At 70.2% G+C, this 14389-nt stretch carries 15 protein-coding genes; 8 read left to right on the top strand and 7 right to left on the bottom strand.

Going from position 1 to position 14389, the window contains the following annotated elements:
- Positions 1–2: 2 nt before the first annotated feature.
- Positions 3–1022 (bottom strand): hypothetical protein, encoded by a 1020-nt coding sequence (locus ACFYO8_RS00335; RefSeq protein WP_387256593.1) that lies wholly within the window; start codon positions 1020–1022, stop codon positions 3–5.
- A gap of 347 nt (positions 1023–1369) precedes the next feature.
- On the opposite strand from ACFYO8_RS00335, the gene ACFYO8_RS00340 reads away from it, so the two are divergent.
- Positions 1370–1567, top strand: a complete 198-nt coding sequence (locus ACFYO8_RS00340; protein ID WP_387256594.1) for a hypothetical protein — start codon at positions 1370–1372, stop codon at positions 1565–1567.
- Between the two features lie 77 nt (positions 1568–1644).
- Here ACFYO8_RS00340 and ACFYO8_RS00345 read toward each other — a convergent pair whose 3' ends face one another.
- Positions 1645–2247 carry a GNAT family N-acetyltransferase gene (locus tag ACFYO8_RS00345; protein ID WP_387256595.1) on the bottom strand — a complete coding sequence of 201 codons (603 nt, stop codon included), beginning with the start codon at positions 2245–2247 and terminating at the stop codon, positions 1645–1647.
- Positions 2248–2773: 526 nt separating this feature from the next.
- Positions 2774–3268, bottom strand: a complete 495-nt coding sequence (locus tag ACFYO8_RS00350; RefSeq protein WP_355015273.1) for an N-acetyltransferase — start codon at positions 3266–3268, stop codon at positions 2774–2776.
- Between the two features lie 1343 nt (positions 3269–4611).
- Here ACFYO8_RS00350 and ACFYO8_RS00355 point away from each other — a divergent pair.
- Positions 4612–4710, top strand: a complete 99-nt coding sequence (locus tag ACFYO8_RS00355; RefSeq protein WP_354874387.1) for a LuxR C-terminal-related transcriptional regulator — start codon at positions 4612–4614, stop codon at positions 4708–4710.
- A gap of 27 nt (positions 4711–4737) precedes the next feature.
- Here the strand turns inward: ACFYO8_RS00355 and ACFYO8_RS00360 are convergent, their stop codons facing one another.
- The 3 genes from ACFYO8_RS00360 to ACFYO8_RS00370 are packed head-to-tail and all read right to left on the bottom strand — an operon-like array spanning position 4738 to position 6896.
- Positions 4738–5811, bottom strand: coding sequence for an alcohol dehydrogenase catalytic domain-containing protein (locus ACFYO8_RS00360; protein WP_354874385.1), 1074 nt, complete (start codon positions 5809–5811; stop codon positions 4738–4740).
- Entirely contained in the window at positions 5808–6185 is a 378-nt protein-coding gene (locus ACFYO8_RS00365; RefSeq protein WP_387256596.1) for an aldehyde dehydrogenase family protein, read from the bottom strand. The genes ACFYO8_RS00360 and ACFYO8_RS00365 overlap by 4 nt, the downstream gene beginning before the upstream one ends.
- A gap of 45 nt (positions 6186–6230) precedes the next feature.
- Complete coding sequence (locus ACFYO8_RS00370) at positions 6231–6896, bottom strand: TetR/AcrR family transcriptional regulator C-terminal domain-containing protein (RefSeq protein WP_354874383.1); 666 nt, start codon at positions 6894–6896, stop codon at positions 6231–6233.
- A 91-nt stretch (positions 6897–6987) separates the two neighbouring features.
- Between ACFYO8_RS00370 and ACFYO8_RS00375 the strand changes: the two genes are divergently transcribed.
- The 5 genes from ACFYO8_RS00375 to ACFYO8_RS00395 are packed head-to-tail and all read left to right on the top strand — an operon-like array spanning position 6988 to position 12116.
- Positions 6988–8136, top strand: coding sequence for an acyl-CoA dehydrogenase family protein (locus ACFYO8_RS00375; RefSeq protein ID WP_174533219.1), 1149 nt, complete (start codon positions 6988–6990; stop codon positions 8134–8136).
- Positions 8137–8150: 14 nt separating this feature from the next.
- Positions 8151–8909 (top strand): 3-oxoacyl-ACP reductase FabG, encoded by a 759-nt coding sequence (locus tag ACFYO8_RS00380; RefSeq protein WP_354874381.1) that lies wholly within the window; start codon positions 8151–8153, stop codon positions 8907–8909.
- A 32-nt stretch (positions 8910–8941) separates the two neighbouring features.
- Positions 8942–10114 (top strand): acyl-CoA dehydrogenase family protein, encoded by a 1173-nt coding sequence (locus tag ACFYO8_RS00385; RefSeq protein ID WP_355047326.1) that lies wholly within the window; start codon positions 8942–8944, stop codon positions 10112–10114.
- On the top strand, positions 10111–10575 hold the full coding sequence (locus tag ACFYO8_RS00390; RefSeq protein ID WP_194799872.1) for a MaoC family dehydratase: 465 nt from the start codon (positions 10111–10113) through the stop codon (positions 10573–10575). The genes ACFYO8_RS00385 and ACFYO8_RS00390 overlap by 4 nt, the downstream gene beginning before the upstream one ends.
- The gene (locus ACFYO8_RS00395; protein WP_355047327.1) at positions 10572–12116 is read left to right on the top strand and encodes a long-chain fatty acid--CoA ligase; all 1545 of its coding nucleotides are present in this window, start codon (positions 10572–10574) and stop codon (positions 12114–12116) included. The genes ACFYO8_RS00390 and ACFYO8_RS00395 overlap by 4 nt, the downstream gene beginning before the upstream one ends.
- A 307-nt stretch (positions 12117–12423) precedes the next feature.
- Here ACFYO8_RS00395 and ACFYO8_RS00400 read toward each other — a convergent pair whose 3' ends face one another.
- Positions 12424–12852 (bottom strand): transposase, encoded by a 429-nt coding sequence (locus ACFYO8_RS00400; RefSeq protein WP_355095992.1) that lies wholly within the window; start codon positions 12850–12852, stop codon positions 12424–12426.
- Positions 12853–13158: 306 nt separating this feature from the next.
- Between ACFYO8_RS00400 and urtA the strand changes: the two genes are divergently transcribed.
- Positions 13159–14364 (top strand): urea ABC transporter substrate-binding protein, encoded by a 1206-nt coding sequence (gene urtA / locus ACFYO8_RS00405; RefSeq protein ID WP_355095994.1) that lies wholly within the window; start codon positions 13159–13161, stop codon positions 14362–14364.
- Positions 14365–14389 lie beyond the last annotated feature (25 nt).

Genomic DNA, 14389 nt, shown 5'->3' on the forward strand with positions numbered 1-14389 from the left:
TTCTACTGCTCGTCGATCACCTTCGTGACGATCTTCAGGGCGTCCCGTTCGAACCCCTTGGGGAGTAGTCGCAGCGTGTGCGGGATGGCCTTGCTGCCCTTGCCGTACTCCTCGACCGTGCCGTCATCGCGGCGGCCGTCGTCCGGGGTCACCTCGTTGAGGCCGAACCGGGTGAACCAGATGTGCCGGTCGTAGGTGTCCGGCCCGATGGCCATGTGCAGCAACCTGGTTCCCGCCTTGACCTTGAACCCGAACCCATCCGGCACCATGTGGTGGTAGCGGCACAGCATCAGTAGGTACCGCAACTCGCTGTCCTCCAGGACGTGAATCCATCCGTTCGTGAACAGCGCGACCGGGAGAGAAAAATAGTTCTCGGTCTTGCGCGGCACCACGTAGAGGTCGTTGGGGCCACTGGGTCGCTCTCCGCCCTCGTCGTTGAGCAGGAACCCACGGTGCTTGTTCTTGCGATCCTGACCGTGGGGCAGCGAGATCAGGTCCTCCGCGTGCAGCAGCTCCAGAGCGCTGAACAGGTGTCGTCCCTTCTTGGCCGAAACGCTCATCGCCGTGAGCCCGTCCAAGGCCGGCTTCGCATCGGTAGCCAGCAGGTCCGTCCATCCGATCTCGTTGCCCTTGCCCTGCAGCGGGCGCGGGTTGTCCGGCCGCTGACCGGGCATCGTGCGGGCCTGCGCCTCGAACAGGGCGATGAGCATCAGCCGCAGCGCCGCGCCGCGGGGGTTCGCCAGCCGGCCGGCGGGCGGCCAGTACTTCTTTGGTGGGAGCTTGCGGTCCGACGCGTCTCCGGGGGCGGGGTCCTCGCGGTAGACGAACGTCTCGCGGACCCGTACCTCGCCCTTGGCGACCGGGCTGCTGGACATGCTGAGCGTGGCAATCGCGGCCAGGTTTGCCCTTGCCTTGACGTAGGACTTCTCCGCGTCGTAGAGGCGGCGCAGCCGGGTTTCCAAGTGCTTGCGCTCCGCTGCGGACGGTGGCTTGTCTGGGTCGATGGGGTGGGTCGTGGCCATGATCAACCTGCCCTCGCAAGCTCAGCGACGGGGATGCGACGTACTTAACCGAACGTTTTGATCCGTCTTATGCGTCATCTCTTTATCTTCATGTCCCAGTAGATGTCGGACGGAACGAAGCGTGTTGACCATGATACATGATCCACTTGGCAGGCTGCCCCGCTGACGCTTCTATGGACACCAGCCGGGCGATCACCGCCCCGCCACGGCAGGGCCCACCAACCAGATGGACCTCCTCGCCGCGCACACTGCGCCAGCCGTCCGCCGGTACCGCGGACGGCCCCCGGGATCCACCCCAGGAGGCCGCAGTGCGGATCAGCCTTCGCGCTCAACCAAGGAGTTGCCGCATGTCCAGAATAGGTCCACGTCCCTCACGGACTGCCGGCCAGGAGCCGGGAGAGCCGCAGCGACTGCCGCAGCGGTGGGCCATCATCGCGATGGTCACGGCTGCCGCGGCCACCATCGGCTACCTCGTCGGGGGGCCGCTCGCGGCGATCGGCGCGGGCGCCACCGTGCTCGTCGCCGCCCACCGGGTGCTGGACTGAGCCGGGATGCCTAGCCGGTGCGGACGGCCTCCGCCCGTCTGCGCCGGCTCGGCGCGACCCATTCGGGCCGACGGACACTACCCGGTCAGCATCTTGAAGAAGAAGAACCGAGGCGGCACCGGCAGCGTGGCCATCGAAGGCATCAACTCTGCCCCCAGCAGCGGCGGCAAGTCCTGCCCGTCGTCCAGCACCCGGTAGCCGTGTCGGCCGTAGAACCGGCGTAACGCCTCAGCGTCCAGCCCGTCGGTGACGTTGCCGAACAGCACCCTCACCCCGTCTGCCCGCAGCCGGCCCTCCACGTAGGCGAGGAGCTGCGACCCGATGCCACGATCGCGGAAGTCACGCCGCACCCCGATCAGGTCGAGTTCGCGGTGCCGGTCCAACACCCCGGGTGCCAGCAGCCGCCGCAGCGGAGGTGGCAGGGGCGCGCCCGCTGCCGCGAGTTCGGCGGCTCGGCCGGCGAGTTGACTGCGGACCGCCAGTGCTGCGCCAGCCAGGACACCGGTGTCCTGGGGCCGGTACTGCGCCACCAGGGCCGGGAAGTAGGAGTTGGTAGGGGCGGGCACCGCCCCCGGGGCAATGTCGCCGATGGTCTCCTCGAACAGGCGCTGCACCTGCTGCCGTTCGTTGGCGGTGGCGGCTTCGGTGATCGCCGAGGGATGGACGTCGCTGTGGGTCATGGTGGCGGAGTGTAGGAGGTCGACCAACGTCGTGGACGTCGTCAACTGGGTTGAGTTGACGATTGCGTAGCCGATGGAGAGGCGCTGGCTGATGAACTCCAGCGCCTCTCCCAAGCCCCGAGCGCCGTGAGATCTCACAGCCGTCTCACGGACGGGCCGGGACGGCCCGACAAGGTTCGATGCGGGCCGGACCGCCGCTTGGCCGTTGACCTGCATGTTCGGCGTGATTCGATACGGTCCGGCAGGTGCCGGTAGACCTGCTAGTTCACTGGGGGTCAAGGGGTCGTCGGTTCGAATCCGGCCGTCCCGACGCAGGTCAGAGGGCTGATCCGGAAAACGGGTTGGCCCTTTCGCCGTTCTTGGGACCAAGATCAGTCAAGTTGGAGCTGGCCTGGCGTTGCTTGACCGTTGGTCAAGCAATGTGGCCAGCCCGTTACCTGCCAAATTGCTCCTTTCGCATCATCTAGGCGGCCCACGACGCGGGCCGCCTCGACGACGCGGGACGTGGGCCGGGCCGATGGGCCTCCTAGGCGCGCGGCAGCGCAAGCCAGTCGTGCCAGGTGATGTCGCGGCCCAGATAACGGGGCTGCTGGAAGGGCCAATCTGCGGCAATCCATTGCGGCACCAGGGCGTCGAGCGCGCGCTCCACCTCGCTGCCGACGAGGTCGTCCACCACCCACCAGGAGACCTCTCCGTCGGAGCCGGTGCGCTCGGGCGGATCGATGTAGACGCAGCCGAAGATCGCCGTCTCCTCGTCGTTCAGCAGCACGTAGTTGAACGACTGGTGCGCGGCTATCTCCTTCTCGTGCCGCAGCAAGTCGATGCGGTCCTCTTCATGGGTCATCGTCTCCTCGGGCCAACCCCAGGCCGGGCCGAAGATCTCCCACAAGCGCTCTCGAGAGCCCATCACGGCGGGGTAGTCGATCGCGGTGTCCGACTCGCGGATCGGCCGTAGGTGAAGCGCGGTGTTGGGCACGGGTACGTAGACGGGGTGGACGAAATCCTCAGGCAGCCAACTCATAGGGGCTGAGGCTACAACCGGCCGATGCGGGATGATCCAGGCGCCTTGCCGTGGCGGCCGGTGTGGCGAGGCAGGACAAGCCGGGCCGTCGCCGTGTGCCTTGCGGCCGGGTCCGCATTTCCTCAATCGCACGCTGCGGTCGCCGAGGGGGTCGGCGATCTGGGGACCCGATGGGGACCTCACGGTGTGCGCGATAGTGGCCGGGATGCCGTCGACTGCACGGCCTGACCGTGGAGACAGTGTGCGTGACGTGCGTGGACGTGTGGCGAGTCGTCCTGGGGGTCAAGGGGTCGTCGGTTCGAATCCGGCCGTCCCGACAAAGAAGAAGCCCTGACCAGCGGGAACACTGGTCAGGGCTTTGATTTTCTTCGATGGAGATTTGAACCGCCCCCCGAAAACCCCCCGTTTACGCGGTGCGGCAACCAAGTTCGTCATCGGTGTGCATCGTTCTCTCCTGGCGACGATCCTTGGTTGCTCGGGTGGCTGCCGAGCCGTTCGAGGATGCCGGACACGTCTGGGGCTTGTACCGGCTTGGCGATGTAGTAGGTCCTTGATCGCCTACGACCACTGACCCGACTTCGGACCAAGTTCAGTGTGGATCGCCGGATCTGATCACGGCATGGTTCTTCCGTCCATCGGTTCACTGATGATCGGGCTTCACGTGTGGGGGTTGAGGTTGCGTCCGCTGGAGCGGTGTACGACTTGCCCGTGACGGGCCGACCATGTGACGCGGAGCGGTGAGGAGAATGTCGGCAACGGCACCTTCCTCACCGTTCCTACGATCATGCCTCCTGGATCATGCCCAGGTGGACGGCCACTCGCCGGTGATAAGGCGAATCTTGTAGTGCCACCAGTCGTCCGGGCCGTCGACCTGATTGCTTCCACTCGCCCTGGGAGGAGCCGTGGGACATGGACTGGGCGTGGCCAGTCGCCGTCAACGGGGTCCAGCGGCTGACGTCTGCCCTCGTCGGGTGCCCGGACCCGCTGCAGCCATGCGGCGAATGTCCCGCGCACCGCACGTTGCGCGAGGCCACGGAGAGACCGCCACCGCGTGAGGTCCCGGTGACGATCGTGCTGACCGAGGACGGTGAGCTGCTCCTCGGCCGGGAACTGCGCCGCAGCCACCGCCCCGGGGACGCCCGGGAGCACCTGCACGCCGCCCGGGAAACCTCCGGTCTGCTCGGGCTGACCGTCTGGGACGAGCAGGCCACCACCGAGCCGCGGGCGGCCGGCGAGTCGGTCGGCACACCGGAGCTGCCGGCCGCCCGGCTGCTCACCGGGCAGCAGCTACGGATCGCGCAGCTGGTCGCCGAGGGGGCCACCAACCGCGAGATCGCCGCCGGATGTTCCTCTCCACCCGGACCGTCGACCACCACCTGCGCAACATCTTCCATCGGCTCGGCATCCGGTCCCGTACCGAGCTCGCCCGCGCGCTGCACTGAACCCGGCGCGGCGGCGGGCGGCGACGGTCAGGGCAGCACGACGGTACGGGCGCCCTCGCCGCGGGCCATCCGGTCGAACGCCGCCGCGGCGCCGTCCAGGCCGGTCCGGTCGGTGATCAGGGTGGCCGGGTCCAGGGTGCCGTCGAGCACGGCGCGGGCCAGCTCGGGCAGGTCCCGGTCCGGGTCGGACGAGCCGTACACCGAGGAACGCAGTGTCCGCCCGGAGTGGAAGATGTCCAGCGCGCTCAGGCTGACCACGTCGTCCCGCGCGCCCATCCCCACGACGGTGACCTGCCCGCCGCGCCGGGCGGCCCGCCAGGCGGCGCGGATGGTCACGCCGCGGCCGACGCACTCCAGGGCGTGGTCGACGCCACGCCCGTGGGTGCGCTCCCGGATCGCCCGGCTCAGCGCGTCGTCGGCGACGAGGAAGTCGGTGGCCCCGGCGGCGGCGGCCAGTTCGGCCTTGGCGGGCGACACGTCGACGGCGAGCACCGGATCGGCGCCGGTGGCCCGGGCGGCGGAGACCACCGACAGGCCCACCCCGCCGAGACCGATCACCGCCACCGAGTCGCCGGGCGCCACCCGGGCGGTCCGGCGTACCGCGCCGACCCCGGTGAGCACGGCGCAGCCCAGCAGGGCTGCGGTGGCGAACGGCAGCTGCGCCGGAACGTCGATCACCGCCTCCTGCGGCACCACCACCTCCTCGGCCAGCGCGCCGAGGCCGAGGGCGACGTGCAGCGGCGAACCGTCCGAGGTCCGGCCCCGGGCGGTCGCGGGGGAGCCCGTCCGCTCGCAGAACCACGGCTCGCCGCGACTGCAGTACCAGCACCGCCGGCAGGGCGGCGCCCAGTTCAGCACCACGTGCGTGCCGGGCCGGACCCGGTCGACGCCGGGGCCGACCTCGATCACCTCGCCCGCCGCCTCGTGCCCGAGCACCAGCGGGTACGGCGGCGCGACCGTGCCGTTGACCATGGACAGGTCCGAGTGGCAGACCCCGGCGGCCCGTACCCGCACCCGTACCTCACCCGGCCCGGGGTCCGGCAGCTCCACCTCCTCCACCGTCAGCGGCTGGTCCACGCCGCGGGCGAGCAGCGCCCTCATCGCTGGATCGCCTTGGTCTGGAGGAACTCGTCGAGCCCGTAGCGACCCAGTTCCCGGCCGAGGCCGGACTGCTTGTAGCCGCCGAACGGGGCGAGCGGGTTGAACGGCGCGCCGTTGATGTCGACGGCTCCGGTGCGGATTCGCCGGGCGACCCGCACCGCCCGCTGCTCGTCGGCGGACCAGACAGCGCCGGCCAGGCCGTACCGGGAGTCGTTCGCGACGGCCACCGCTGCCTTCTCGTCGTCGGCCGCCGTGCCGGCCGGCACGCTCGCCAGCACCTCCTCGGTCGCCGGGTTGTGCACCGCGATGGTCTGCCCGCAGGAGGGGGCGACCCACGCTCCGTCGAGATAGATGTCGGTTCGTGCGAGATCCATCGCGCCCCTCACGGTGGTCAAAAACTAGCGCTGCAAGTTTTTACTCTAGTGCCCCGGATCGGCTGGCGGGAGGGGTGGTAGCGGCCCGATGTGCTCCTCGTAGGTGCGGGAGAGCCCATGGATGAGCGCGTCGAGGCCGAGCGCGAAGGCGCCCTCGTCCACCCGTTGCTGATGCTCGGCGAGCCGGTGCGCCTGGGTCAGGTGCGGATACCGCTCCCCGTACAACCCCGGGTCCTCGACGAAGCCACGGGCGAACGATCCGAGCGCGGAGCCCGCCACGAAGTAGCGCATCAGCGCGCCGATGTGCGTCGCGCGTGCGGGCGGCCAGCCGGCAGCGACGAGCCCGCCGTAGACCGCGTCGGCCATCGCCAGCGCCGCCGGCCGCCGGCCCGGCCCGCGGGCCAGGTACGGCACGATGTTCGGGTGCGCGGCCAGTGCCGCGCGATACGAGTGCCCCCACCGGCGCAGCGCCTCGCGCCAGTCGAGGCGCCCGAAGAAGGAGACGTCCACCTGGGCGGTGACGCTGTCGGCCACCGCGTCGAGAATCTCGTCCTTGGTGGCGAAGTGGTTGTAGAGCGAGGGCCCGCGTACGCCGAGTTCGGCAGCGAGCCGGCGGGTGGAGAACGCCTCCAGCCCGTCCGCGTCGATCAGCGCGGTGGCGGCATCGACGATCCGCTGCCGGCTGAGCAGGGCCTGCCTCGGCCGGGGCATCCGCGCCTCCCTCGCTCACTCGTCGGTCCGCGGCAACTCTGCCACAGCCGGGTCTGGACTTACTTAAACTTGCAGCGCTAGTTTATGCCGCATGGACCTTCAGCTCTCCGCAGAGCAGGCGGCGGTTCGTCAGCTCGCCGCCGAGTTCGTCGACCGTGAGGTGGTCCCGCACGCCGCGGCCTGGGACCGGCGCGAGTCGGTCGACCCGGAGATCGTGGACAAGCTCGGCCGGCTGGGCTTCCTCGGGCTGACCATCCCCGAGGAAGACGGCGGGTCCGGCGGCGACCACCTCTCCTACTGCCTGGTGCTGGAGGAGCTCGGCCGGGGCGACTCCGCCGTCCGGGGCATCGTCTCGGTGTCGCTCGGGCTGGTCGCCAAGGCCATCGCCGCGCACGGGTCCGCCGCGCAGCGGGCCGAGTGGCTGCCCCGGCTCTGCGCCGGCACCGCGCTCGGCTGCTTCGCCCTGACCGAACCGGACAGCGGCTCGGACGCGGCCGCGCTGACCACCCGGGCGACCCGCGACGGCGGCGACTGGCTGATCACCGGCGCGAAGACGTTCATCACCAACGGCACCGTGGCCGACGTGGTCCTGCTCTTCGCCCGCACCGGCGGACCCGGACACCGGGGCATCAGCGCGTTCCTGGTGCCCACCAACGTCGCCGGGCTCACCCGGAGGGAGATCCACGGCAAGCTCGGGCTGCGTGGGCAGGCAACCGGTGAGCTGCGCTTCGACGCCGTCCGGGTGCCCGACTCGGCGCGCCTCGGCCCGGCCGGCGGCGGGTTCCGGCTGGCCCTGGCCACTCTGGCCAAGGGCCGGATGTCGGTGGCCGCCGGCTGCGTCGGCATCGCCCAGGGCTGCCTCGACGCGGCGGTCGGCTACGCCGGGCAGCGCACCCAGTTCGGCAAGCCGATCGCCGGGCACCAGCTGGTGCAGCAGTTGCTCGCCGCCATCGCCGTGGACACCGCCGCCGCCCGGCTGCTGGTGTGGCGGGTGGCCGACCTCGTGGACCGGGGCGAGGCGTTCGCCACCGAGGCCTCGATGGCCAAGCTCTTCGCCAGCGAGGCAGCGGTCCGGGCGGCCAACAACGCCGTCCAGGTCTTCGGCGGGTACGGCTACATCGACGAGTACCCGGTCGGCAAGTACCTGCGCGACGCCCGGGTCGCCACCCTCTACGAGGGCACCAGCCAGATCCAGCAGCTGCTCATCGGGCGCGCGCTCACCGGCGTCAACGCCTTTTAGCAAAGGGGAGAACCGTGACCAGATTCGCCGACCGGGTGGCCGTCGTCACCGGCGCCGGGCAGGGCATCGGCGCGGCGACCGCGCACCGGCTGGCCGCCGAGGGCGCCGCCGTCGCCGTGGTCGACCTCGACGAGGAGCGCAGCCGGGCGGTCGCCGACGAGATCACCGCGGCCGGCGGCCGGGCCGTCGGCATCGGCTGCGACGTGACCGACCCCGCGGCGGTGGCCGCGATGAGCGACCGGGTGGTGCAGGCGTACGGCGGGTTGCACGTGCTGGTGAACAACGCCGGCATCACCCGCGACGACCTGCTGTTCAAGATGCCCCTGCCACACTGGGAGGCGGTGCTGACCACCAACCTGACCAGCATGTTCCTCTGCTGCCAGGCCGCCCAACAGCACATGGTCGCGGCCCGCTACGGCCGGATCGTCAACCTCAGCAGCCGCTCCGCCCTCGGCAACCGGGGCCAGGTCAACTATGCGGCGGCCAAGGCGGGGGTGCAGGGCCTGACGGCCACCCTCGCCATCGAACTCGGCCCGTACAACGTCACGGTCAACGCCGTCGCCCCGGGCTACGTGGCCACCGCGATGACCGCCGCCACCGCGCAGCGGGTCGGCAGCAGCCCGGAGGAGCATCAGCGGATGGTCGCCGAGCACACCCCGCTGCGCCGGGTCGCCCAGCCGACCGAGATCGCTTCGGTGATCGCCTTCCTGGCCAGCGACGACGCGTCGTACGTCAGCGGACAGACCCTGTACGTCAACGGCGGCGCGCGCTGAGGCGCGCCGGCGGACCAGCACCCGGAGGGGACATGGACTTCGCGCTTTCCGACACCGAGCGGGCGATCCGCGACACCGCCCGCGACTTCATCACCAGGGAGGTCATGCCGCTGGAGCAGGAGCTGCTGCGGCGGGAACGGGCGCACCGGCCCGGACTGGAGCACAGCGAGCTGCGCGAGTTGCAGCTCAGAGCGCGCAAGTTCGGGTTCTGGGGGCTGGCCACCCCGGAGGAGTACGGCGGCATGGACCTGCCGGCCGTCACCCAGTCCCTGATCTGGACCGAACTCGGCCGCTCGTTCGTGCCGTTCCGGTTCGGCGGCGAGGCGGACAACATCCTGTTCCACGCCAATGACGAGCAGAAGCGCGAATACCTGGTCCCGACCATCGAGGGGGAGCGGCGCAGCTGCTTCGCGATCACCGAGCCCGGCGCCGGCTCCGACGCGGCCAACATCAAGCTCAGCGCCCGCCGCGACGGCGACGACTGGATCCTCAACGGCGAGAAGACCTTCATCACCGGCGGTCACGACGCCGACTTCGCCATCGTGATCGCGGTGACCGACCGGGAGAAGGGGGCCCGCCACGGCGGCGCCACCGCGTTCCTGGTGGACCGGTCGATGGGCTGGCGCTCGGAGTTCATCCAGACGATGGGCGAGGGTGGCCCCGCCTCGCTGGTCTTCGACGACGTCCGGGTGCCCGGGCGCAACATCCTCGGCGAGCCCGGGCAGGGCTTCAGCCTCGGCATGGAGTGGATCGGCAAGGGCCGCTACATTATCCCGTCGCACGCCGTCGGCATCGCCGAGCGGGCGTTGTCGATGGCCATCGACCACGCCAACACCCGGGAGACCTTCGGCGCGAAGATCGGCACCAACCAGGCCATCCAGTGGATGATCGCCGACTCGGAGACCGAGCTGGAGGCGGCCCGCTGGCTCATCCTGCGCGCCGCCTGGACCGTCGAACAGGGCATGGACCCGCGGCACGCCTCCTCGATGGCGAAGCTTTACGGCGCGGGCATGGTCAATCGGGTGGTCGACCGCGTTCTGCAGATCCACGGCGGCATGGGCTACACCCGCGAGCTGCCGATCGAGCGCTGGTACCGGCAGGTCCGGCTCTACCGGATCTTCGAGGGCACCGACGAGATGCAGCGACTGATCATCTCCCGCGACCTGCTGCGCGGCTACACGAAGCTGGGAGGGCACCTGGCATGAGGGTCTTCGCGTCCATCGAGGAGTTGGCCGAGGCGACCGGCGAGACCCTGGGCCCCGGCCCCTGGTTCCGGATCGACCAGCAACGGGTCGACCGGTTCGCCGACGCCACCGACGACCGCCAGTGGATCCACATCGACCCGCGACGGGCCGCGGCCGGCCCGTTCGGCGGCACCATCGCGCACGGCTACCTCACGTTGTCCCTGCTGCCGGCGCTGGCCGGTGGCCTTTACCGGGTCGAGGGGGTGGCCATGGGGGTCAACTACGGCCTCAACCGGGTGCGCTTCCCGGCCCCGCTCCGGGTCGGCAGCGCGGTCCGCGCCACCGCGACCCTGGCCGAGGTGTCACCCGTGGACGGCGGCGTGCAGGTGGTCACCGCGGTCACCGTGGAGAGCGACGCCGGCGGCAAGCCGGTCTGCGTCGCCGAGACGGTCAGCCGCCTGGTGCGGGGCGTGGCCCGATGACCGCGCTGTCGCTGGCCATGGTGCTGGCCGAGTCCGCCCGCCGGCACGCCGACACCGTCGCCGTGGTCGACGGCGACACCCGGGTGACGTACGCCGAGCTGTGGCTGGAGGCGCGCAGCTACGCCGCCGGGCTGCGCGAGTGGGGGGTCGGCCCCGGCGACAAGGTGGCCCTGCTGGCCCCGAACGTGGTGGACTTCCCCCGGGTCTACTACGGGGCCCTCGCCGCCGGCGCGGTGCTCGTCCCGGTGCACCTGCTGCTGACCGTGGACGAGGCGGCGCACGTGCTGACCGACAGCGACACGAAGCTGCTGGTGTGCCACAGCTCCCAGCTCGCCCTGGGCGCCGCCGCCGCGGCGGCGGCCGGCGTGCCGCTGGTGACCGTGGGGCCGGCGGCCGCCGGCGCGGTCGCGCCCCGCCTGGAGGAGCTGAGCCACCCGCTGCCACCGCTGCCGTCGTACGTCACCCGGTCGGCGGAGGACCCGGCGGTGGTGCTCTACACCAGCGGCACCACCGGGGTGCCCAAGGGCGCCGTGCTCACCCACCTCAACCTGGTCATGAACGCCACCGTGAACGTCTTCGACGCCAACGACGCGCGCAGGACGGACGTAGTGCTCGGCTGCCTGCCGCTGTTCCACAGCTTCGGCCAGACGGTGGCGATGAACGGCACCTTCCGGATCGGCGCGACGCTGGTGCTGCTGAGCCGGTTCACCGGGCCGGCCGCCATCGAACTGATGCTGCGTGAGGGGGTGGACGTCTTCCACGGCGTGCCCACCATGTACGTGGCGCTGCTCGACGCCGCCCGGGACCGGGACGACCTGCCCCGGCTGCGGCTCTGCGTCTCCGGCGGGGCGTCGCTGCCGGTGGCCGTGCTGGAACGGTTCCACGCCGCCTTCCAGACGACGGTCTTCGAAGGGTACGGGCTCTCCGAGACCTCACCCACCGCCACCACCAACCAGCCGCACTTCGGCACCCGCGCCGGGACCATCGGGCACCCGGTCTGGGGCGTGGAGGTGGAGATCGCCCGCGCGGAGGTGGACGAGCGGATCGAGCTGCTGCCGACCGGAGAGCTCGGCGAGATCGTCATCCGGGGGCACAACGTCTTCGCCGGTTACCTGGGGCGGCCCGAGGCGACCGCGGAGGCGGTGGTGGACGGCTGGTTCCGTAGCGGTGACCTGGGACGCAAGGACGCCGACGGGTTCATCACCATCATCGACCGGAAGAAGGACATGATCATCCGGGGTGGCTTCAACGTCTACCCACGCGAGGTGGAGGAGGTCCTTGCCGGGCACCCGGCGGTCGGCCAGGTGGCGGTGATCGGGGTGCCCGACCCGCGTCACGGCGAGGAGGTCTGCGCGGTGGTGGTGGCGGACCCGGCCGGCCCGGGCCTGCCCGACGAGCAGGAGATGATCGACTGGTCGCGGGAGCATCTGGGCCGGCACAAGTACCCGCGGCAGGTCCGGTATGTCGACGACCTGCCGCTCGGGCCGAGCCACAAGGTGCTCAAGCGGGAACTGCGTCGCCGGATGGCCCCGCCCGACTGACCACCGCCCGCCGTCCGCTGCCACCCGCCCGGGCCGCGGCCCTCGTCGCGCTCGCCGCGCAGCGAGGGCCGCTTCCTCCGGCTGTCGCGCCGGCGAGCGTCGCCCGTCGTCGTGCTCGGCGGGCGGTCCCGGCGGTGGCGTCGAATACTGAGCCGATGACCAACCCCGACCTCGATCCCGAGGTGTACCCGCCGATCGACCCGCGTGTGGACGTGCCGGACGGCCCCGGCGCACTCCTCCCGGACACCCCCGGATGACGATCGTGCTGACCGAGGACGGGCTGCCGCAAGTCCGGTCGGTACACGATCTATAAAGCTGACGGGGAGCCACAGCCAGGAGCCAGCCGTAGTAGGTGGAGACGGCCACGCCGATGACCCGAAGGACAGGCTCGACCCCGAAGCGATCGCGTAGCTCGTTGACGAGCGTCACGACCGTCGCCGGGTCGGGTCGAGCTCCGAGGCGAAAAAAGCCGACGCAGCTTCAGGATCTCGTTGGCCCGCTTCAGCTCGGCGTTCTCCCGCCGCAGCCGACGCAGCTCCTCCACCTCCGAGGTTGTCGGCCGGTCGTCGCGCTGACCACGGTCGGCCTCGTCCTGGCGGATCCAGTTGCGCAACGCCTCGTGATGCACCCCAAGCTGGCGGGCCAGTTGACGGATCACGGGCTTCGGGTCCGACTCCCGATCCAAGCGCACCGCACGTTCACGCAGCTCATCGGCGTACTTCTTCGGTGCCGCCACGGATGACTCCCTTCAGCTCCATCAGAGCATGATCGAAAGCCTCCGAGCTACCGGGGGAACCTCACCCGCAACTCCTGCGGATACGGCTTCGTTCCTGCCATCTCTCGATCCTTCCCAAGCGGGGAAGTCTCTACAAGATCCGGGGCGGTTCACGCGGCCACCGCACGATCTTCGGTTGTCCTCACAAACCATCGATGATCAACGCGGTGGCCGTCTTCATGCCCACGCCACGCCCAACGCCCAAGCCAAGTGACGTTGGAGTATTAGATGCCAGTTCTTTGGAGCCGCCGCATTCTGGCGGGTGCCATGACCCTCGTCGCCGCGGCGGCCGTGACCGCGTGCGGCAGCAAGACCAGTGACGAGGGCGGCGCGGCCGGCGTCACCGCCGACGTCTCCGGCGACACCGTCAAGGTGGGCCTGCTCAACTCGCTCTCCGGCACCATGGCGATCAGCGAGGTCACCGTCCGCGACTCCATCATGCTCGCCGTTGAGGAGATCAACGCGGCTGGCGGCGTCCTCGGCAAGAAGATCCAGCCGGTCGGGGAGGACGGTGCCTCGGACTGGCCCACCTTCGCGGAGAAAGCCGAGAAGCTCATCTCCGAGGACCGGGTGGCAGCCGTTTTCGGCTGCTGGACGTCGGCCAGCCGCAAGGCGGTCAAGCCGGTGTTCGAGAAGAACAAGGCGCTGCTGTTCTACCCGGTGCAGTACGAGGGCCTGGAACAGTCGCCCTACATCTTCTACACGGGCGCGACGACCAACCAGCAGATCGTCCCCGGGCTCGACTATCTCAAGGCCCAGGGAACGAAGTCGGTCTACCTGGTCGGCAGCGACTACGTCTTCCCGCGGACGGCCAACAAAATCATCAAGGCGTACGCGGCGGCGAACGGGATGACAGTGGTCGGCGAGGATTACGCGCCGCTCGGGTCCACCGAATTCGGCACGATCGTCAACAAGGTCAAGTCGTCCGGCGCGAAGGCGGTCTTCAACACCCTCAACGGCGACAGCAACGTGGCGTTCTTCAAGGAGTACAAGTCGGCCGGCCTGACCGCCACCGCGATGCCGGTGGTGTCGGTGTCCATCGCCGAGGAGGAGGTCAAGAGCATCGGCACCCAGTACCTGGAGGGCCAGTTGACCGCCTGGAACTACTACCAGACCACGCCCGGCGCGGCGAACGGCAAGTTCGTGGCCGCGTACAAGGCGAAGTACGGCGCGGACAAGCCGACGAGCGACCCGATGGAGGCCGCCTACGTCAGCGTCTACCTGTGGAAGGCGATGGTCGAGAAGGCCGGCGCGTTCGACGTCGAGAAGGTCCGCGGCGCCTCCGACGGGATCACCTTCGACGCGCCGGAGGGCCTGGTCACCGTCGACGGCAAGACCCAGCACATCGCCAAGACCGCCCGCATCGGCAAGGTCGGCGCGGACGGCCTGATCACCGAGGTGTGGAACTCCGGCAAGCCGATCGCGCCGGACCCGTACCTCAAGACCTATCAGTGGGCGAGCGGCCTGAGCTGACGACGCCGGCCCCGGGCGGGCACCG

Origin of the sequence: Micromonospora sp. NPDC005257, assembly GCF_042872445.1 — a bacterium.
Taxonomy (GTDB): Bacteria; Actinomycetota; Actinomycetes; order Mycobacteriales; family Micromonosporaceae; genus Micromonospora.